The 20141-nt window shown below is 39.4% G+C and carries 18 protein-coding genes, 1 tRNA gene and 1 pseudogene; 7 read left to right on the plus strand and 13 right to left on the minus strand.

What is annotated here, in order from left to right; genetic code table 11:
• Window positions 1-25: 25 nt before the first annotated feature.
• Both msrB and P6280_RS02910 read left to right on the plus strand, forming a co-directional pair.
• Window positions 26-1105: a peptide-methionine (R)-S-oxide reductase MsrB gene (gene msrB / locus P6280_RS02905; protein ID WP_000866547.1), complete on the plus strand. Its 1080-nt coding sequence runs from the start codon at window positions 26-28 to the stop codon at window positions 1103-1105.
• Between the two features lie 106 nt (window positions 1106-1211).
• Window positions 1212-1478, plus strand: a pseudogene (locus P6280_RS02910) (DUF3519 domain-containing protein); the annotation flags it as partial.
• Between the two features lie 273 nt (window positions 1479-1751).
• On the opposite strand, the gene P6280_RS02915 reads toward P6280_RS02910, so the two are convergent.
• On the minus strand, window positions 1752-2552 hold the full coding sequence (locus P6280_RS02915; protein WP_349306389.1) for a sulfite exporter TauE/SafE family protein: 801 nt from the start codon (window positions 2550-2552) through the stop codon (window positions 1752-1754).
• 256 nt (window positions 2553-2808) lie between these two features.
• Window positions 2809-4890, minus strand: a complete 2082-nt coding sequence (gene hopM / locus P6280_RS02920; protein WP_283236939.1) for a Hop family outer membrane protein HopM/HopN — start codon at window positions 4888-4890, stop codon at window positions 2809-2811.
• 267 nt (window positions 4891-5157) lie between these two features.
• Here hopM and P6280_RS02925 point away from each other — a divergent pair, with 267 nt between their 5' ends.
• Window positions 5158-6315, plus strand: a complete 1158-nt coding sequence (locus tag P6280_RS02925; protein WP_283236940.1) for a SulP family inorganic anion transporter — start codon at window positions 5158-5160, stop codon at window positions 6313-6315.
• A gap of 33 nt (window positions 6316-6348) precedes the next feature.
• On the opposite strand, the gene P6280_RS02930 is transcribed toward P6280_RS02925, so the two are convergent.
• The 3 genes from P6280_RS02930 to kdsB form a co-directional block, all read right to left on the minus strand.
• Window positions 6349-6423, minus strand: a tRNA-Asn gene (locus tag P6280_RS02930).
• 127 nt (window positions 6424-6550) lie between these two features.
• Window positions 6551-8002: a porin HopA gene (hopA, locus tag P6280_RS02935; protein ID WP_283236941.1), complete on the minus strand. Its 1452-nt coding sequence runs from the start codon at window positions 8000-8002 to the stop codon at window positions 6551-6553.
• A 192-nt stretch (window positions 8003-8194) separates the two neighbouring features.
• Window positions 8195-8920, minus strand: a complete 726-nt coding sequence (kdsB, locus tag P6280_RS02940) for a 3-deoxy-manno-octulosonate cytidylyltransferase (protein WP_283236942.1) — start codon at window positions 8918-8920, stop codon at window positions 8195-8197.
• 112 nt (window positions 8921-9032) lie between these two features.
• Here kdsB and dsbK point away from each other — a divergent pair, with 112 nt between their 5' ends.
• From dsbK to P6280_RS02960, 4 genes are read left to right on the plus strand one after another with little or no spacing between them, the layout of a single operon-like run.
• Window positions 9033-9830: a protein disulfide-isomerase DsbK gene (dsbK, locus tag P6280_RS02945; RefSeq protein ID WP_180494805.1), complete on the plus strand. Its 798-nt coding sequence runs from the start codon at window positions 9033-9035 to the stop codon at window positions 9828-9830.
• Between the two features lie 15 nt (window positions 9831-9845).
• The gene (locus tag P6280_RS02950) at window positions 9846-10496 is read left to right on the plus strand and encodes a UPF0323 family lipoprotein (protein ID WP_199496244.1); all 651 of its coding nucleotides are present in this window, start codon (window positions 9846-9848) and stop codon (window positions 10494-10496) included.
• A 23-nt stretch (window positions 10497-10519) separates the two neighbouring features.
• Window positions 10520-11692 carry a glutathionylspermidine synthase family protein gene (locus P6280_RS02955; protein ID WP_283236943.1) on the plus strand — a complete coding sequence of 391 codons (1173 nt, stop codon included), beginning with the start codon at window positions 10520-10522 and terminating at the stop codon, window positions 11690-11692.
• The gene (locus P6280_RS02960; protein WP_283236944.1) at window positions 11692-12222 is read left to right on the plus strand and encodes a hypothetical protein; all 531 of its coding nucleotides are present in this window, start codon (window positions 11692-11694) and stop codon (window positions 12220-12222) included. Before P6280_RS02955 ends, P6280_RS02960 begins: the two co-directional genes overlap by 1 nt.
• A gap of 763 nt (window positions 12223-12985) precedes the next feature.
• Here P6280_RS02960 and hcpE read toward each other — a convergent pair.
• The 8 genes from hcpE to P6280_RS03000 all read right to left on the minus strand — a co-directional run bounded on the left by hcpE (window position 12986) and on the right by P6280_RS03000 (window position 20140).
• Window positions 12986-14053, minus strand: a complete 1068-nt coding sequence (gene hcpE / locus P6280_RS02965; RefSeq protein ID WP_283236945.1) for a Sel1-like repeat protein HcpE — start codon at window positions 14051-14053, stop codon at window positions 12986-12988.
• Window positions 14054-14146: 93 nt separating this feature from the next.
• Window positions 14147-14518, minus strand: coding sequence for a c-type cytochrome (locus tag P6280_RS02970; protein WP_283236946.1), 372 nt, complete (start codon window positions 14516-14518; stop codon window positions 14147-14149).
• Window positions 14518-15438: a hydroxymethylbilane synthase gene (gene hemC, locus P6280_RS02975; RefSeq protein ID WP_283236947.1), complete on the minus strand. Its 921-nt coding sequence runs from the start codon at window positions 15436-15438 to the stop codon at window positions 14518-14520. The genes P6280_RS02970 and hemC overlap by 1 nt, the downstream gene beginning before the upstream one ends.
• Window positions 15439-15448: 10 nt before the next feature.
• Window positions 15449-17182 (minus strand): proline--tRNA ligase, encoded by a 1734-nt coding sequence (proS, locus tag P6280_RS02980; protein WP_283236948.1) that lies wholly within the window; start codon window positions 17180-17182, stop codon window positions 15449-15451.
• A 3-nt stretch (window positions 17183-17185) separates the two neighbouring features.
• Entirely contained in the window at window positions 17186-18535 is a 1350-nt protein-coding gene (gene hemA / locus P6280_RS02985; protein WP_283236949.1) for a glutamyl-tRNA reductase, read from the minus strand.
• The gene (locus tag P6280_RS02990; RefSeq protein WP_283236950.1) at window positions 18535-19458 is read right to left on the minus strand and encodes a polyprenyl synthetase family protein; all 924 of its coding nucleotides are present in this window, start codon (window positions 19456-19458) and stop codon (window positions 18535-18537) included. The genes hemA and P6280_RS02990 overlap by 1 nt, the downstream gene beginning before the upstream one ends.
• 9 nt (window positions 19459-19467) lie before the next feature.
• Window positions 19468-19863: a hypothetical protein gene (locus P6280_RS02995; protein WP_283237454.1), complete on the minus strand. Its 396-nt coding sequence runs from the start codon at window positions 19861-19863 to the stop codon at window positions 19468-19470.
• The gene (locus tag P6280_RS03000) at window positions 19856-20140 is read right to left on the minus strand and encodes a DUF2018 family protein (RefSeq protein WP_001206044.1); all 285 of its coding nucleotides are present in this window, start codon (window positions 20138-20140) and stop codon (window positions 19856-19858) included. Before P6280_RS03000 ends, P6280_RS02995 begins: the two co-directional genes overlap by 8 nt.
• Window position 20141: the final 1 nt, after the last annotated feature.

Raw genomic sequence — 20141 nt, forward strand, 5'->3', positions numbered from 1 at the left:
TTAAAATTAAAACAAAGGTTATTCAATGAAAGTATTATCTTACTTGAAACATTTTTATCTTTTTCTACTAATAGGAGCGTTTATGCAAGCGAATGAAAACATGGGATCTAAACACCAAAAAACCGATGAAAGAGTGATTTACTTGGCTGGGGGGTGCTTTTGGGGGCTAGAGGCGTATATGGAGAGGATTTATGGCGTTATAGACGCAAGCTCTGGTTACGCTAACGGCAAGACTTCAAGCACGAATTATGAAAAATTGCATCAGAGTGATCATGCTGAAAGCGTGAAAGTGGTTTATGATCCTAAAAAAATCAGTTTGGACAAATTGTTGCGTTACTATTTTAAGGTGATTGATCCAGTGAGTGTGAATAAGCAGGGTAATGATGTGGGCAGGCAGTATCGCACAGGGATTTATTATGTCAATAGCGCGGATAAAGAAGTGATAGATCACGCCTTAAAAGCGTTACAAAAAGAAGTGAAAGGCAAAATCGCTATTGAGGTAGAGCCTTTAAAAAATTATGTGAGGGCTGAAGAATACCACCAAGATTATTTGAAGAAAAATCCTGGTGGTTATTGCCATATTGATTTGAAAAAGGCGGATGAAGTGATTGTGGATGACGATAAATACACCAAACCAAGCGATGAAGTTTTAAAGAAAAAACTCACCAAACTCCAGTATGAGGTGACGCAAAACAAACACACTGAGAAACCCTTTGAAAATGAGTATTACAACAAAGAAGAAGAGGGCATTTATGTGGATATTACCACAGGCGAGCCGTTATTTTCTTCAGCGGATAAATACGACTCCGGTTGCGGGTGGCCAAGCTTTTCTAAGCCTATCAATAAAGATGTGGTGAAATACGAAGACGATGAGAGCCTTAATAGGAAACGCATTGAAGTATTGAGCCGTATTGGCAAGGCGCATTTGGGGCATGTGTTTAACGATGGGCCTAAAGAATTAGGGGGCTTAAGGTATTGCATTAATAGCGCGGCTTTAAGGTTTATCCCCTTAAAAGACATGGAAAAAGAGGGCTATGGTGAGTTTATCCCCTATATCAAAAAGGGTGAATTGAAAAAATACATCCAGGATAAAAAAACGCATTAAGGGGTAATGACTAGTGCCCCCTAATGGGGGTTAAAGCGTTATCCTAAAAACGCTAAAACCCACTCGCTGATTTATTTTTAACTATTCTTATTCAAAAAAAACCCTATACAAGTGCATGCGAGTAGGGCTTAATGATAAGTGGGATAATCAAAAGCTAGAGAATAAGTGGGTAATAAGCAGTTATGAAATTTATAATAGTGAGAGTGGGCTACCATTCCGCCCTATAGCCCAATTACAAGAGGTAGGGTTGGACCCCCTAAACTCACTTAAACTCACTGAACCTAATCCTACCACAAACGCGCTAAAAAAGCAAGAGCCTTATACAATGGTTTTTATCCCAACAGCACGAAAAACTCTGTCCTTTAGGTCGCAAGATGCAAGCGCATAGCCGTTAGGCTATATTCAAGCTAAAATAGGTTAAAATTCCCCTAGTCTTTTTGGGGTAGGAAATATCCATGCAGACTATAAAGAGCCTTTCGTGTTAGCATTCAATGGAATGCTTTAGTTAGGAAGCCCCTTTTTTAGAAAGGGGCGGTTTCACTTAAAATAAATAGGGATAATTAAAGCTTTTTTAAAAGCTATCCTTTGATTAAATCAAGCTCTTTTGCTGTTTGATCTTTAAAAATGCCCTTGAAGCGTTTTTAGATTACCCCATGATGAGCTTGTGTAAAGTCGCTAAAATGCTTAAAGCATAAATGAGGAGCAACAGGATTTTATGCACCTTTTCATTAGCCAAAGCAATGAGCTTAATGCCAATGCCCACCCCTAAAAACGCTCCAATACCGGTAATCACCCCCGCTTGAACGCTTATATCATCAAGAACCCTCCCGTTATAAAGAGAAATGACCCCGGATAAAGAAGCGAACACCACAAAAAACAGCCCCAAAGGCACGATTTTTTTAGAATCGTATTTCAAGAAATAGCCCAAAAACGGCACCATTAAAATCCCCCCACCCATGCCTAACGGGATAGAAAAAATGCCGGTAACAAAACCGGCGAGCATCAAAACCCCATGCGTTCTGTCCATAGACACAAAAGGGATCGGGCGTTTTTTTTCTGGCGTTTTGTTATTCGCATGCAAATCAAAATGCATTTCTTCAAAATGTTCTGGTTTCTTGTTGTTAGAAAAAGCGTATTTGATAAAGGTGTAGCACACCACCACCACAAACACCGCCATTAAAATCTTATCGTCAATGATTTTTAAAATAAAGCTCCCTAAAATTGCCCCCATTAGCCCTCCAAACGCGGCAAATGAGCCTTCTTTCAAATCCAATAAGCCCTTTTTGTAATTGATGATAGAGCCGACCACTGAAGAAAAAAGCATTTGCATGAGCGAAATACCCACCGCATGGCTATAGCTAAAATGGGCAAAAATCGCACTAGGGACGACAATCTCCCCCCCACCAATCCCAAAAAACCCAGCGGTAATGCCGGTGAATAGCCCCACAAGAGCCAAAATAAACGCTGTTGATTCTTCCATAAAAACTCCCTAAATTCTAAATTATTACTTTATCAAAAAAGAGTGATAATCTTTAAAAAATCTTTCTTTAATGATTGCAAAAATAGGGTTTTGATTACTTTAGTTTTAGAGCTTGAGAGCGATTGCAAGAGATAAGCTCTCTTTAAAGTGCTTAATTTTAAAATGCCTTCAAGCGTTTTACATAAGCCCCCTTTTCCAAGCCCCCCCTTTTTTAAAGAGGGTTTTAATAAGCGAACACATAATTCAAATACACGCTATAGAGTCTGCGGTATTTGAGTTCAGCCCCCATAAAGGAATAGTAGTTCGTGTTGATGGTGGGGATTTTCACGCCTAGTTCAATGCCATGCTGAGCCGCATGATCGCTACCTTTTTTCTTAGCCCTGGCTAAATTCATCCTCACTCCCATGTTGAATAAGAATTGGAAATTAGCGGTGTTGATCTTAGCGTTATAGACATTATTCACGGTGGCTAAATTCACATACTCAGAATTAAGCCATGAAGTGCCCGCTAACGCAATCCCGCCAAAAAGCCCCACAGAAAGCTTGTTGTTTTTGCCTAAGAAATTGGTGGCTTTATCGTTGATGAAGTTATAGAGAGCGTCCGCTCCAAAACCATAAGTCCATACATCAGAAGCCGAGTTGAAAAAGCTGGATTTGATGAACGCATGGTTATAGTCAAAAAAGCCGTAATACCTAGCGCCCCACCTTCTTTTTTGGCCAAAGAATTGTTTGTAACCCACTTGAATACCGATCCCATTCATCGCGCCGTTGTTGCTTTGTGTGTCAATCACGCCAAAGCGTCTGAAAGGGTTTTTGCCTAATTCTTGCCTGATGGCTTGGAGCTGGTTGTATTTGTCGGTATCTAAAGAATAAGTGAGCAGACCTTCTGGGGAATTAGGGTTTTGAGTGGAATGCGTCATGTTTTGAAGAGATTTAGCGTTAGGCAAGTTGGAGATACCGCTATTAATTGCTGTAGAGTCTTTGTTTAAAGTGCTAAGGGCTTCTTTAAAATTCAAAATGGTTTGAGCTAAAGCTTTTTCTTGATTGACCTGGTTGCCATAATAAGCGGTGTGTTGCTCTAAAGAATTGAGAGTCTCTTTCACAAACGCGCAGCCTGAACCCCAAGTGTTATTAGTGATCACGCCAGCCGATCCTGCTTTACATTCTTCTAAATCCCCTTGGATAGGCCCTTGAATGCTGTGGAAATTGTTCGCAACTTGTTGGGCTAAGCTTAAAATCTCTGCTTGAGCTTCAGCTCTATTGAGCATTTTTTGAGCGAATTGCTTATTTTTGGAAGTGTAGGGGTTGAAATTGTTGGGTTGCGTGATTTGGGCGTTTTCATTAGCGTTAAGCTGTTGGGTTTTTGCTAGGGCTGTTTGAGCGTTTTTGATCATCTCGTTAATAGCGTTAAAAGAAGGGCCAAAAATATCCATCACATTCCCAGGCGTAGAACTCAACCCCCACGCTTTACCGCCATTGCTCGTTTGCACATGCGGGTTTTGAGTAATAAGGACTTGCATGATAGTAGCGGCTTGTTGCAAAAGGTATTCAGCGTTATTGTTGTATTTCAATTGTATTGTAGGCGAGAATGATGATCCGCCTGAATAAGAGGTTGGGATCTCTTTCCCATTCTCCATATAATAATGCTCTATGATATTGTTTTGTGTAGTGGTTCTATAATTGGTTTGTTGTATGTTGACTACCCCTGTTTTGGTGGTGTCATTCAAGGCAGGCATTCCGCCTCCTTGGTCTTGGTTTAAAGCGGTTTGGATAATTTGATAAGCTTGGTTGAGTTTTTGGTATTCGTCAATGGATAGAATGCCATTGGGGCCTGTCCCATACGCTTGATTGCAAGTGGTGGTTGTCCCATTAAGGGCTGGTGTGTTACCAAACGATTGGTAGCTTTGATTGTTGGTAGGGCCAGGGCCGCAGCCAATAAAAAGGGCTATGACTTGCCACATGCCCACAGCCGCATTGAGCGCTAAAGCCACAGCTTGATAGGCTGGGGAAGTGGTGGTAGCGCTAGTGAGGTTGATCGCGCTTGAGCTTAGATTGTCAATCGCACCGGTAATCGCGCTTGGCGTGCTGGCTAGATTGACTAAAGAGTTAAGGTAGTTGTATTGGTTTAAAAGGTTGTTTAAATTATCGTATCTGTCCGCAAGATTTTGCAATGCTCCAGTGTTTTTCACTTTTTGGACCGCTTCACCGATCTGATAGCCCACGCTCATGTAAAATCCGTCGTCTTCAGCCCTTGATAATGAAGCCATGAGAGAAAGAGAAAGTAAGAGGGATTTTTTGATTTTCATGTTTTCTCCTTTTAATAGATTTTTGCTAGTTTCACATTCCCATGACATTCCCATGATAGTCATGTTTATGAAAGCGCCATTTTACCATAAAATGCTTATTTTTAGCTTAAAATTTATATTTTGAAAAAAAAAAAAAACGATTTTAAGTATTTTTTACCATAAAATATTTTAAGAAAGCTTAACGCTAAGAAAAGGGATTTTATCTGGTTTGAAATTGGTTTTTAAATCTTTGGTTACAATCAAGCCATTCTAATGAGAAAGAAAGGCATGTTTGAAAAGATACAAAAAGAATGGCTGAGTAACATTCAAAAGGATTTGTTGTCTGGTTTTGTGGTGGGGCTTTCGGTGATCCCAGAGACGGCCGGCTTTGCGATCATGGTGGGTTTAGATGTGGGCGTGGCGTTTTATACGACCTTTTATATGGCTTTTGTTTTGTCTTTTTTTGGGGCTAGAAAGGCGATGATTAGCGCAGCGGCCGGCTCAGTGGCGCTCATTTTAGTGGGCGTGGTCAAAAATTATGGGCTTGAATATGCGGGCGTGGCGACTCTTATGGCGGGGGTGTTGCAAATTCTTTTAGGCTATTTGAAAATAGGGAATCTTTTGAGGTTTATCCCTCAATCAGTGATGTATGGCTTTGTGAACGCGCTAGGCATTTTGCTGTTAATGGAGCAATTCAAATTCCTTCAAAACCAAAATTTAGGGGTGTTTATCTTGCTTTTTATTGGGATATTGATCATTTACCTCTTCCCCTTAATCACTAAAAAAATCCCCTCTAATTTAATCTGTATCCTTGCAATCAGCGCGATCGCTTTAATTTTTGATACGCATGCGCCGAATTTGGGGAGTATTGAGCAAGGGGTTTCAGGATTTCATTTCATTATTATCCCCAAAAATTTGGATTTTAAAATAATGATAGGATTGTTGCCTTACGCTCTTTCTTTAGCGCTAGTAGGCACGATAGAAAGTTTATTGACCGCTAAAACTTTAGATATTATTTTAAAAGACGGCGTGAGCGATAAAAATAAAGAAACTAAAGCGCAAGGCTTGGGGAATATCATCTCAGGGCTTTTGGGGGGAATGACAGGGTGCGCTTTAGTGGGGCAGTCTATCATCAACGCAAAATCCGGGGCCAGAACAAGGCTTTCTACTTTTTTTGCCGGCTTTTCTTTAATGGTGCTAATATTAGTGTTTAATGAATATGTAGTTAAGATCCCCATTGTAGCGGTTGTGGCGGTGATGGTGATGATTTCTTTCACCACTTTTAATTTCCAATCTGTTATTAACATTAAAAAAATCAAGCCCTATGACACGCTGAACATGCTCTTAGTCGTGGCGGTGGTTTTATACACGCATAATTTAGCGATAGGGGTTGTGGTGGGGGTTTTAGTCAATGCGTTATGGATCAAATCAAAAGGGATTGCGTGAAATTTTGCTATAAAAAAAGATGAGTTAAAAATATGGCTCCAGATGTAGGATTCGAACCTACGACCAAGCGGTTAACAGCCGCCTACTCTACCGCTGAGCTAATCTGGAATTTCGCTCAAAGATAAAAAGAAATTTTAGTGTGTTTTTTGTAAAAAGTCAAGTAAAATGTGCCGTTATTCGTTGAGAGCCAAAAAGTTGGCTTTATTCTCATTAATTAATGAGAACCGATTTAGTATCAATAAGCCAAAACATAATTGAAATACACGCTATAAAGCCTTCGGAATGCTAATTTAGCACCCATGAAAGAATAGTAATTCGTGTTGATGGTGGGGATTTTCACGCCTAATTCAACGCCATGGTGAATCCCTTGAAGCCTTAAACCGGTATTGAATAAGAATTGGAAATTGGTGTTGTTGATTTTAGCGCTGTAGATGCTAGTGGTGGTTTTTAAATTCACAAATTGCGAATTAAGCCATGTTGTGCCGGCTAGAGCGATGCCTCCAAAAATGCCAAAAGAGATTTTGCGGTTTTTATCGGATCCGCCATTGATGAAATTCAATAAAAGATCACTGCCTGCGCCATAAGTGAAAACATTAGAAGCGGAGTTGAAAAAGTTGGATTTGATATAGGCATGGTTGTAATCAAAAAAGGCATAATAACGGATCCCAAAAAATTTATTTTTCCCAAAGAATTGCTTATAGCCTAATTGCACGCCCACGCCATTCATCGCTCCGTTATTGCTTTGAGAATTAATCAATCCCACGCTTCTAAAAGGGTTATGGCCAAACTCTTTGGTGGTAGTTTGGAATTCAGAATATTGGGTTTCGTTGAGAGAATAACTATAGCTAGATCGGCTCACCAAACTTTGAAACCCTTTAGAATCGGGCGTTTTTTGAAGGGTGTTATAGATGGTTGCTAAATTGTCCCCTTTGAGGTAAGAGATAGTGTCATTAATAACGCTTGAGACTTGATTAAGGTTTTTATTGAAATCAGCGTTGGTAAAAGTGTTTGGTTGGTTTGGACTTTCTGGGCTAGTTCTTCGGGATTGCTCGGCGGCTTCTTTAGCGCTATCAATCATGCTAGTGATGGCGTTAAAGGTGTTGCCAAAAATAGTGCATGCGTTCCCGCTTGCATTAATGCCCCATGGTTTGCCATTGCCTCCGTCTATTCCTGGGCATTGGCTTTGAAGGGTGCTAATAATGGTGCTAGCTTGAGTTAAAAGCTGATCGTAGTCATTTGCAATCGTGAGATTATTGTTTTTATTTTCTAGGGTATTTTGGAGCAATTGAGAAATCGCATTGATTTTGTCGTATTCGCTAGTGGGTAGCGTGCCACTGGCTAAATTAGAGGCTATCACTTGCCACATGGCTACCGCAGAGCTGAGCGCTGAAGACACGGCTTGATTAGCGCTATTAGGGGTCGTTTTCAATCTGCTAGCGCTCTCTTTTAGATTGTCAATCGCTTGAGCGGTGCTTGAATCAGTGTTAGAGGCCGTTTGTTTGAGTTCGTTATAGCGGGTTAAAAGATTGTTCAAATTTTCATAAGCGTTGGAGACTTTTTGGATTTCGCCGGTGTTTTTCACTTGTTGAACCGCTTCGCCGATTTGATAGCCCACGCTCATAAAAACGCCGTCATTTTCAGCGAGGAGCGATGAAACCATAAGAGAAAGTAAAATCGTTTTTTTCATAAAATGTTCCTTAAAGTAATGTTTTATTTGTAAAATTGTATCAAATTGAAACTTTATTTACAATGCGTTTAAATTATGCCATAAATTTATTGAATTTTTAATAAAATTGAGCAAAAATTAAGAAATTTTGCTTTTTTTTGGATTTAAAAAGAGGTTTTTGATGGTGAAAATGTTTTGAGTAAATTTTAGCGCTCAAAGGAGATTGGGGCTAAAAATTTTCAAAGCGTTTTCTAAATCCTCTTTGGTGTCAATGCCCACGCTTTTACTTTGAACGATTTTGACTGCAATCTTTTTTTGGTAATACAAAGCCCTTAATTGCTCTAATTTTTCTAGTTCCTCTAAAACGCAAGGTTTTAAAGCGCACAATTCTTCTAATATTTCTTTATTGTGGAAGCCATAAATACCGATATGCCCTAAAAGGGGGGTTTGGCGTTTCGCACCAGCGTCTCGTAAAAAGGGGATAAGGGAGCGCGAAAAATACAAGGCGTTATTTTGGCTATCTAAAACCACCTTGACTAAATTAGGGCTTTTGGCTTGCTCTTCATCAATGATTTTAGCGCAAGTCGCCATGAAAGGGGCGTTTTTGGTGGCTTCTAATAACGCTAAAATGACTTCTTTTTCTAAAAAAGGCTCATCGCCTTGCAAATTTAAAACCCTTTCATCGTTTTTTAACCCTAAAATTTGCGCCGCTTCCAAACAGCGTTCTGTGCCGCTATTATGGTGTTTGGAGGTTAGCACCGCTTTAATGTGGAATTTTTGGCATGTTTGCATGATGCTTTCATCATCGCAAGCGATTACGCATTCATCTACCAGATTTGCATTTTTAGCGCAACGCACGACCATAGGCAAGCCAAAAATATCTTCTAGCACTTTATTTTCAAAACGACTGGATTTTAATCTAGCAGGAATGATAATCATCTTTAAACCTTTTTAAGCCTTATGAAAATAGGGGATTTTTATGGTATTATACCCATTAAAAGCTTATTCCTTTTATTGTAAGGGTTTAGGCTATTGAACTTTAGGAGTTTTAATGATATTAAGAGCGAGTGTGTTGAGTGCGTTACTTCTTGTAGGCTTAGGGGCAGCCCCTAAACATTCAGTTTCAGCCAATGACAAACGGATGCAGGATAATTTAGTGAGCGTGATTGAAAAACAGACCAATAAAAAGGTGCGTATTTTAGAAATCAAACCTTTAAAATCCAGCCAGGATTTAAAAATGGTCGTTATTGAAGATCCGGACACTAAATACAATATCCCGCTTGTGGTGAGTAAGGATGGCAATTTAATCATAGGGCTTAGCAATATCTTTTTTAGCAATAAAAGCGAAGATGTGCAATTAGTCGCAGAAACCAATCAAAAAGTCCAAGCCCTTAACGCTACCCAGCAAAATAGCGCGAAATTGAACGCTATTTTTAATGAAATACCGGCTGATTATGCGATAGAGTTGCCCTCTACTAACGCTAAAAATAAGGATAAAATCCTTTATATTGTTTCTGATCCCATGTGCCCGCATTGCCAAAAAGAGCTCACTAAACTCAGGGATCACTTGAAAGAAAACACCGTGAGAATGGTTGTGGTGGGGTGGCTTGGAGTCAATTCAGCTAAAAAAGCGGCTTTGATCCAAGAAGAAATGGCGAAAGCTAGGGCTAGGGGAGCGAGCGTGGAAGATAAAATCTCTATCCTTGAAAAGATTTATTCCACCCAATACGATATTAACGCTCAAAAAGAGCCTGAAGATTTACGCACTAAAGTGGAAAATACCACTAAAAAGATTTTTGAATCTGGCATGATTAAGGGTGTACCTTTCTTATACCATTATAAGGCATGATATAAGGTTACTCTCATGAAAAAACCCTACAGAAAAATTTCTGATTATGCGATCGTGGGTGGTTTGAGCGCGTTAGTGATGGTAAGCATTGTGGGGTGTAAGAGCAATGCCGATGACAAACCAAAAGAACAAAGCTCTTTAAGTCAAAGCGTTCAAAAAGGCGCGTTTGTGATTTTAGAAGAGCAAAAGGATAAATCTTATAAGGTTGTTGAAGAATACCCCAGCTCAAGAACCCACATTGTAGTGCGCGATTTGCAAGGCAATGAACGAGTGTTAAGCAATGAAGAGATTCAAAAGCTCATCAAAGAAGAAGAAGCCAAAATTGATAACGGCACGAGCAAGCTTATTCAGCCTAATAATGGAGGTGGGAGTAATGAAGGCTCAGGCTTTGGCTTGGGGAGCGCGATTTTAGGGAGTGCGGCGGGGGCGATTTTAGGGAGTTATATTGGCAATAAGCTTTTCAATAACCCTAATTATCAGCAAAACGCCCAACGGACCTACAAATCCCCACAAGCTTACCAACGCTCTCAAAATTCCTTTTCTAAAAGCGCACCTAGCGCTTCAAGCATGGGAGGAGCGAGTAAGGGACAGAGCGGGTTTTTTGGCTCTAGTAGGCCTACTAGTTCGCCTGCGGTAAGCTCTGGGACAAGGGGCTTTAACTCATAATTTAATCTATTTAAGGCTAAAAAATGCAAGTGATTCCTTTAAAACCTTTAGACAATAAGACCTTAGAAGAAATCGGCTTAGATTGGCACACTAATGACGACATGTCATCTTATATCGCTGATGAAATGGTGGTTGTTTCTCAAAAAGAAGCGGACGCTTATTATGACGCTTGTAATGAACTTTATGACATGTTTGTAGAGACGGCTGAATGGGCCATTCAAAACGATCGCTTTTTTGAATTGGATATTCCTAACGTGCTCATTCCTATGATCAAACAGAGTTTTGAAGAAGAAGTGCATTGGCATATTTACGGGCGTTTTGATTTAGCCGGGGGGCTTGATGGCAAGCCTATTAAATTATTAGAATTTAACGCTGATACCCCCACCATGCTCTATGAAACGGCGGTAATTCAATGGGCGTTACTCAAAGCGAATGGCTATGATGAAAACAAGCAATTCAATAACCTTTATGAAGCGCTTGGCGAGAATTTTAAACGCATGGTAACTTTAGGCGAAGACACGAGCCGTTTTGAGGAAATGTATGAGGGGTGGAAAATCCTTTTTTCAAGCGTTAGGGGGAATATTGAAGAAGAGCGCACCATGCGTTTTTTGCAAGATGTTGCTCAGAGCGTGGGGTTTGAAACGGATTTTTCTTACATTGATGAGGTGGAATTTAATATAGAAGAGGGCGTGTTTAAAAACGGCTTGAATTATGAGTTTTTATTCAAACTGATCCCATGGGAAAATATCGCTATTGATGAGCCAGAATTAGCCCTTTTGATGCAAGGCATGATGGAGAATAAAAACACGATTTTTTTAAACCCGGCTTATACGATCCTTTTCCAATCCAAGCGTTTTTTAAAACTTTTATGGGACAGATACCCCAACCACCCCTTATTGTTAGAAACGAGTTATGAGCCTTTAGCCAATAAAAAGCAAATCAAAAAAGTGGCTTTTGGTAGGGAAGGGGCGAATAGTGAAATTTTTGAAGCTTCCATGCAATCGCTTTTAAAAACGGATGGCGTTTATTCTAACCACAAACCCATTTATCAAGAATTTTACGAGCTCAATTCGCATAACGGGTTGTATTATCAGCCTAATGTGTTTTTTGCTTATGAATCTTGTGCGTTAGGGTTTAGAAAAGGGGGGTTAATTTTGGATAATTTTTCTAAATTCGTGAGCCACAGGTTGCAGTAATGACTGCAATGATGCGTTATTTCCACATCTATGCGACCACTTTTTTCTTCCCTTTGGCGCTTCTTTTTGCGGTTAGCGGGCTTTCATTGCTCTTTGGGGTGCGCCAAGACACTGGCGCTACTATCAAAGAGTGGGTTTTAGAAAAATCCTTAAAAAAAGAAGAACGATTGGATTTTTTGAAAGACTTTCTAAAAGAAAACCATGTCGCTATGCCTAAAAAGATAGAGCCTAGAGAGTATAGGGGAGCGTTGGTTATTGGCACGCCTTTGTATGAAATCAACCTTGAAACTAAAGGCGCTCAAACAAAAATCAAAACCATTGAAAGGGGCTTTTTGGGCGCACTCATCATGCTGCATAAGGCTAAGGCGGGCGTTGTGTTTAAGGCGCTTTCGGGGATTTTTTGCGTGTTTTTATTGTTGTTTTATTTGAGCGCATTTTTAATGGTGGCTTTTAAGGACACTAAACGCATGTTTGTAAGCGTTTTGATAGGGAGTGTGGTGTTCTTTGGAGCGATCTATTGGTCTTTGTAGGATTAAAATATCAGCTCTGTTTTGGATATTGGTCATGAAATCTAAAAAATACCTTTTGGGCGTTTTGACAACCAAAATAAAAAAGCTTGCGTAAGCGATAATTTCTCATAACGCGTTCTTAGGGGGTTAGGGGGATTTTAAAAAAGGGGGTTGTAGGGGAATGATTTCAAAATACCCCTTATCCTTTTATGAGTTTTAAAAACCCTATTTTTTAAAAAATTAAAGAATAACTAAACCCACAAACCCCTAAAACTCTATCTTTAAACTAAAAGCGTTTTTATCTGTCTCATCTGACAACATTTTTTAAAAGAACGCTTGAAATTTAACTATTTTTCGTTATTTTTATCAAGTCTTTTTATAGCGTGCGCATACCGCTCTATTATTGTGTGATTCGTGTTTGTAGCGTGCTTATAATAACAACCACGCAAAAGCCATAAATTGAAGCCATTGGAAAAACACAACCAAACGCATATCTATCCATAGCGCAAAAACACGCTAAAACATTTTTGTAGGACTTTTAAACCTAAAACCCACTTCAAGCTAACCTAACAAAAATTTACACCATAAAAATACACTACAAACACAACCAAACAACCGCAAAAAACATTCAAAAAGTTTTCTTTTTGAAAATAGACAAATCCCCAAAAACACTAAAGATTAAAAATTAATAGGGTGGGTTTCTGCTTTAGCTCTTAAAACAGAGCCAAATCTTTGAAAAGTTTTGAGTCAAACACGATGATAATTTAGGGGGTTGGTTAAATTTTCAATACCCCCTAAGTTTAGTGAGGTTTTCGCATGCTTGTTTCATGCCTAGCTTACAGCCCTTGTCATAAATCATTATGGCGTTTTCTTTATCTTTCATGTTGTAATACATGCCCGCTAGAGCGAAGCAACCCACTTCATCGCCCATATCGCAACCTCTTTCATAATTATCAAGGGCTTTCCTCAAGTCTTTTGGAACAGCGTCCCCTTGGGAATACATAAAGCCCATCCTAGAGCAACTCACCGCGCTCCCCATATCGCATGCTTGTTTGAAAAAATTAAAAGCCTTTTGGGGATCTTTTTTGACATACCTGCCTAGCATATACATAGAGCCTAAACTCGCGCAACCACCAGAATTGTTTAACCCGCAAGCTTTTTGCAAATAATCAAACGCCACTTCAAAATCTTCATCAAGCCCTGCATCGCCATTTTCAAACAAACTCCCTAACGCACGACAAGCCTGCCCATCATCTAATCGGCACGCTTTCAAATAATAGATGACGGCTTTATGGTTGCTTTGTTTGACTTCTAAAAAGCCTTTTTCATAAGCCACGCCCAAAACATAACACCCCTTAGCCATATCAAAATTACAGCTTTTTTGATAGTAGGTAACCGCTTGAGCGGCATTGCCTTTGATTTTTCGATCATAAATAATGCCTAAATTGTAGCAACTCTCAGGGTGTTTTAAAACGCACACCTTAGCATAAGCGTCAATGGCCTCTTGATAATTTTGAGTCGTGCCTAATCCCTCATCATAAAGCCCCCCTAAACCAAAACACCCTTCCCTATCATCAGCCTGGCATGCGCTTTGGTAGTATTCTAGGGCTTTTTTATAATCTATTCTAGTGCCTTGCCCGTTTTCATAAATGATTCCTAATTGCGTGCAACCTTCACTCACCCCATCGTTGCATGCTTTTTTAAAATAAGATGCAGCTTTAGAATAATTCCCGCTTTTATAGGCTTTTTCAGCAACCCCTAAAAAGCTATTGTCTTGTTTCCCCCATAAATAGGCATTCAAGCACCAAAAAAATAACCCACAAACTAATATTTTTAAAATTTTGACACTCATTCTTACCTTCTTTTAAATTCTGATTTTTAGAACCTTTCCTCAATCAAAACAGAAAATGCAACGCTCCATTTTAGCATAAATCAAGCGCTTTGATTAAGGCTTAGGAGAATCCTTACGCTCTTCTTTATGCTCTAAAGAGATGATGTAAAGGTAAATCGCTTGGATTTCTTCTAAATTGAGATTGTATTTAGGCATCATGCCTTTGCCTAAACTCAGAGCGTCTTTAAAGGTTTTAAAATCTAAATGGTTGATTTTAGGGGCGTAGAGGATTTTTTTCTCGCCTTTTTCATAATAAAAGGTGATTTCTTGTTTTTCGCCTTTAATGCCATGGCATTTCGCGCACGCAACACCCCTAGGGTTTTTATAAAGAGCCATCCCGTATTCTAAATCAGAGATGAAATCCGCTTCTTTAGCGTTCAAACTTAACCACCACCCAAACAAAACTAGCGCGATAAACAAACGCATTAAAACAACTGCGCCTTTTCTAAAATCTCTTTGGCCCCGCTTTGCAAAAATTCTTCTAAAAGCTCTTGAACTAAATCAAACGCTTTAGTTTTATCCCCTTGCTTTTCTTTAGTGATGACTTCTTTCCCGTTAGGCAAGCCTAAAACCGCCCGGATTTTAACCCTATCGCCCATTAAACTCGCATGCACGCCTATAGGGATCTGACACCCCCCATTAAGCCCCTTGATAAACTCCCTTTCTAAATGGCAACAAAACGCGCTTTCTTCATCGTTGAGTTTTTGAAGCGTAATAAAATGCTTGTGGTTTTTGAGCATTTCTACCCCTAAAGCCCCCTGACCCATGCTAGGAATCATTTCTTCCACGCTAAAAGCCTTGCGGTATTTTGCTCCTTGAATTTCTAGGCGGCATAACCCGGCTTCAGCTAAAATGATAGCGTCAAATTCTCCGCCTTCAAGCTTTTTCAAACGGGTTTGGACATTCCCCCTTAAGCTTTCTGTGTCCAAATCCTGGCGTTTCAGTTTGAGCTGCATGGAGCGCCTTAAAGAAGTCGTGCCAACCTTTGCCCCTTTAGGCAAACTCATCAAATCAGGGAATTTCACGCTTAAAAAAGTGTCTCTCACATCAGCCCTTTTGGTGATGCATGCCAAGTCTAACCCCTTTTCAAACACGACCGGCACATCTTTTAAAGAATGCACTGCCAAATCAATTTCGCCTTTTAAAAGCAATTCTTCTAATTCCTTAGTGAATAGCCCCTTACCGCCAATCTTATTTAAAGGGGTGTCTAAGATTTTATCGCCCTTAGTCTTAACGATTTGAATCTCGCTTTCTATAAGGCATTCTTTTTTCAAGCGTTCTTTAATGTGATTCGCTTGCCATAAGGCTAATTCGCTCCCCCTAGAGCCAATCACTAAATTTCCCACTCACTCCCCCTTATTCGCTTTCTAACATTTCTAAAATTTTTTCTTCTAATTCTGTGTCTTTAAGCGTTTGTTTTTCTAAATTAGCGCGTTTGATGCATTCAAATTCTTTACTCTCTAAAGTTTGCTTCCCAACAATGAGTGCCAATCGTTCCCCAATCAATTCAAAATCCCTCATTTTCGCCCCAAAACGAGCGTCTCTGTCATCTAACAGTGCATCAACGCCCTTTTGACGCAGCCTTTCATACACTTCAAAAGCGAGTTTTTTTTGCGCTTCATCTTTTAAATTAGAAACCACGATCACCACATCAAAAGGAGCGGTATTTTTCGTCCATACACAGCCTAGATTATCGCTTTTTTGCTCTAAAATCGCGCTGAGCAATCGGCTAATGCCTATCCCATAGCACCCCATTTCAAAAAATCGCTCCTTACCATTCTTATCCAAGAAACTAGCCTTCAAGCTTTTAGCATAGCCTTGCCCGAGTTTGAAAATATGCCCCACTTCCAAACTCTTATGGTATTTCAATTCTCCTTGACAATTAGGGCAATGATCGCTTTCTTTAACCTGGACAATATCCGCATAAACAAGATTTTCAAACCCTTTTAAATCCACACCCACCGCATGAAAATCCTTTTCATTAGCCCCAACGATCAAGCAATCGCCCTCTTTTAAATCTTCATCAAAAATAATGTAAGAAACATGCTTTTTCAAGCCATAAGGCCCTATAAAACCCGCTATTAACCCCGCATTATCCAAATCTTTTTGACTCGCTTCTCTCAATTCTAAGGCGTTCGCCCCTATAATGTTCAAGGCGTTTAGGGCTTTAACTTCCTCTAAATTGTCATCACCCCTGACAAAAAAGCACGCTAGGGTTTCTTTATCTTTATGGATCACTTTTTTAACAACCGCTTTTAAAACAAAATAAGGCTCTGTTTTAAAAAACTCCGCCACGCTTTGCGCACTAGTGGTATTAGGGGTAGGGAATTTCGCTAATTGCGCTTTTGGGACATTTAAAGGCTCAGGCCTTTTAGAGCGTTTAGCGATTTCAATATTGGCGGCATAATCGCAATTTTTACACACTACGATCGTGTCTTCCCCGCATTCGGTTAAAACGACAAATTCCTTGCTTTTACTCCCCCCAATCGCCCCGCTATCCGCTTCCACAACGCGAAAATCCAAACCCAAATCGCTTAAAATCTCTTTATAGGTGCTTTGCATGTTTAAAAATTCCTTATCCAAGCTCTCAGCGTCTTCATGAAAGCTATAACCATCTTTCATGATAAATTCCCTCGCTCTCACTAACCCGAATCGTGGGCGGATTTCATCACGGAATTTCGTGTGGATTTGATAGAGATGGACGGGTAATTGCTTGTAGCTTTTAATGAAATTAGCGGCAATTTCGGTGATATTTTCTTCTAAAGTGGGGCTTAAAACAAAATCATTGTCTTTTCGGTCTTTAAAAACCAATAATTCCTTGCCGTATTTATCCAAACGGCCTGATTTTTCCCACAAACTCGCCAAAACGACAAAACTCATTAAAATATTTTGCGCCCCATGCTCTTGCATGCGTTTGTGCGTGGCGTTTTCTATCTTGTCTAGCACTTTTTTAGCTAAGGGCAAGAAATTATAAATCCCGCTGCCTACTTGATAAATGTATCCTGCTTGAGCTAAGTGTTTATGGCTTTTTAACACGGCATCTTTAGGGGGTTCTTTGAGGGTGGGGGCAAAGAGTTTTGAAAATAGCATGCATTATTCCTCGTAATATTCGCATTTATAGAGATTCAAATTCTGAGCATGGTTAGCGTTAGATTTGTCCAAATTAAACAGGTTTTTAATCGCGCCCACAAGCACATCGGATTCTTCTTTTTGAGCGTTCTTTTTTAAGGCAATGGTGGGGTGGTGTAAAAAGGTATTGAAAGCGTTGTGCAAGATCTTTTCAATGTTGCTTTCGCATTCTTTAGGCACATAGCGTTTTTTAAGCGCTTTTTGCAATTCCTTTTGGGCTGAAATCCTAGCCAATTCCCTTAAATCCTTAATCACAGGCTCTACTTCTAAGCTTTGGATCCATTGGTAAAACTCCATTGTGGCAAGCCCTACAATCTCATAAGCTTTCGTTCTGCTTTCTTGCCTGTTTTCCACATTTTCTTTAACCATAGGCTCTAAATCATCCACGCTGTATAAGAAAATATTATCCAATACCGGCTTTTCAATATTCCGTGGCACGGCCAAATCAAACCAAAAACGCCTGAAAATCGTTTCTTTTAACATACAATTTTGCACGATAAAATGCGGCGAAGAAGTGGCACAAAAAAGCAGTTGGCATTCATTGATATAAGCGTTTAAATTTTCTATATTTTGAAAGCTCACTTTTTTAGGCTCTTCTAATTCTTTGATGAAATCTTCAAATTTAGCCGCATTACGCCCTAAGATAAGCGTTTCAAATTGCTTGTTTAAAAGGTGCTTGATGACTAATTGAGACATCTCGCCAAGCCCTATCACAAGGGCTTTTTTATCCTTAATCCTTTCTTTTTCAAAAATATTAAGCGCTTCTTTGACCGCCACTGAAGAGATGGAAACCCCTTGCTTGGAAATGCCGGTTAAATTGCGCACTTTAGCGGCGCATTTGAAAGCAAAATGGAGCAATCGGGTTAAATCTTTGGAGCAAAATTTCTCTTCAAAAGCGAATTTATAGGCGTTTTTCATCTGCCCCGTGATTTGAGTTTCCCCCACCACTAGGCTATCCAAACTGCTGCACACGCTAAAGACATGATGGACTGCGCTTTCATCAACGCTCATTAGAGCGCATTTTTCTAAATCAGACACGCTCATTTTTTTATTTTGAGCCAAAATTTTTAATAACGCGCTTTTTTGCTCGTTAGCGTGAGCGCCATGCTTTAGGCTCGCATAGATTTCAAAGCGATTGCATGTGGATAACACCATGCACTCTTTGATGTTAGGGCAATGGTTTTTAATGGTTTGTAAAAATTCTTTAAGCGTTGCGCTCGAATTGATAGCGAGTTTTTCTCGCATTTCTAAGCTCATGCTCTTATGCGTAAAGGCTAGGGTGAAATATTTTGACAAATGAGTTTCTAACTCCATTAAAAAGTCCTATAGATGACATCTTGTGCTAGTTTTTCTAAAATCAAATTGTTTTCCCCTTTAATGGCTTCAAGGGCCTTTTTAGAATAAACTTGAGCGGTTTTAAGGGTTTCTTCTATGATACCATATTGCTTGAATTTTTCCTTAGTCCATTCTATGATTTCATGACTATCTTGTTTAAAATAAGAAATTAAAAGCCCTTGTTCATGCTGATTTAATTTTTCATATAAAAGCAAGTAGGGTAAAGTGGTCTTGCCCTCTTTAAAATCGCTAAAATTGGGCTTACCTAAAGTTTTGGCGTCTTGAGTGATGTCTAATAAATCATCAATGATTTGAAACGCCATGCCAAAATTTAATCCAAAATCCGCATATATCTTTGCGTCTTTATTTAAAAGAATCGCCATGCTTTTTAGGCTCGCTTCTATGAAATGAGCGGTCTTGTCTTCTAAAATACGCCAGTATTTTTGTTTGTCGCTATTGAAACATCCCCCCACAAACACATCTTCAATCTCGCCCCTAGAGAGCCTTAAAACCGCATTAGAGAGGGCTTGAGCGATTAATTCACCCATTTTAGAGAGTTCAAAAAAGGCTTTAGAATAAAACACATCTCCAAGCATCACGGCGTTAAAATTACCAAAAAGAGCGTTAATGCTGGGGAGCTTTCGGCGCATGGTCGCCTTGTCAATCACATCATCATGCAATAAAGAAGCGGTCTGTATCATTTCTACAATCGCGCACAAATTGAATGCTTTATCCAATAAAATAGCGTCCGTTTTTTCATTTAATAAAGCGAGCATGAGTTTGGAGCGCAGCATTTTTGAAGGGCCAATCTTAGAAAACAATTCATCTATAAAGGCACTTTCTATTTCTTTGATCCAAGAAGCGATCTTATTTTGAATGGCTTTGAGTTGTTTTTCTTGCATGCAAATTCCTTAAGGCTCTTTAGGAGAAAAAACAAGGGGTATAAGGGCTAAAAGCCTTAAAGTGGCTTTATCTTCTTTAAAGTCTTTAAACACAAGCGACAGAGTGCTGTTAGAAGAAAATTTTTCTTCAAAAACTTTGAGGTTATAGGTGTTTCTCGCATGATCGGTGTATAAAATAAACTGGTAAGGGAAATGGTTAAAACGCATGTTGATGACTAAACCTTTATTTGCATATAGCGTCCAATAGAGCGTGATTTCTTTGGTTTGTTCGTTTGAAGTGTCTTTGATAACCGCTTTAAACACTTCATCTTTTTTTAATTCTAGCGTTTTATCTATCCCATAATCAAGCCCAAACGCCTTTAAAAAAAAGAGAAATATCAAGCCATAGCGGATAAGCTCATTCATTCCCACTGAGAATATTCGCCATGGATTGGATCACAATGTCTGTTTTTCTGCTCTCTATTTTTTGTTGCAACTCTTCATCAATTCTTAAAGCTTTAGCGAAAGATTCAAACTTTTCTTCTAAGTCTTCTTTTTCTATGAAAGTTTCCAAGAGAGCCAAAAGCTCTAAAAGCCTTTCTAGCTCTTTTTTAGAAAGCTTTTTACTCGCATGAAAAATAATGTCATTCCACTTGTCTAAGGGGTTTCCCTCAAAAATTTCAAGCTCGCTGTAATCTCTCATG

The organism is Helicobacter sp. 219-2 (assembly GCF_030053225.1).
Classification (GTDB): Bacteria; Campylobacterota; Campylobacteria; order Campylobacterales; family Helicobacteraceae; genus Helicobacter; species Helicobacter pylori_C.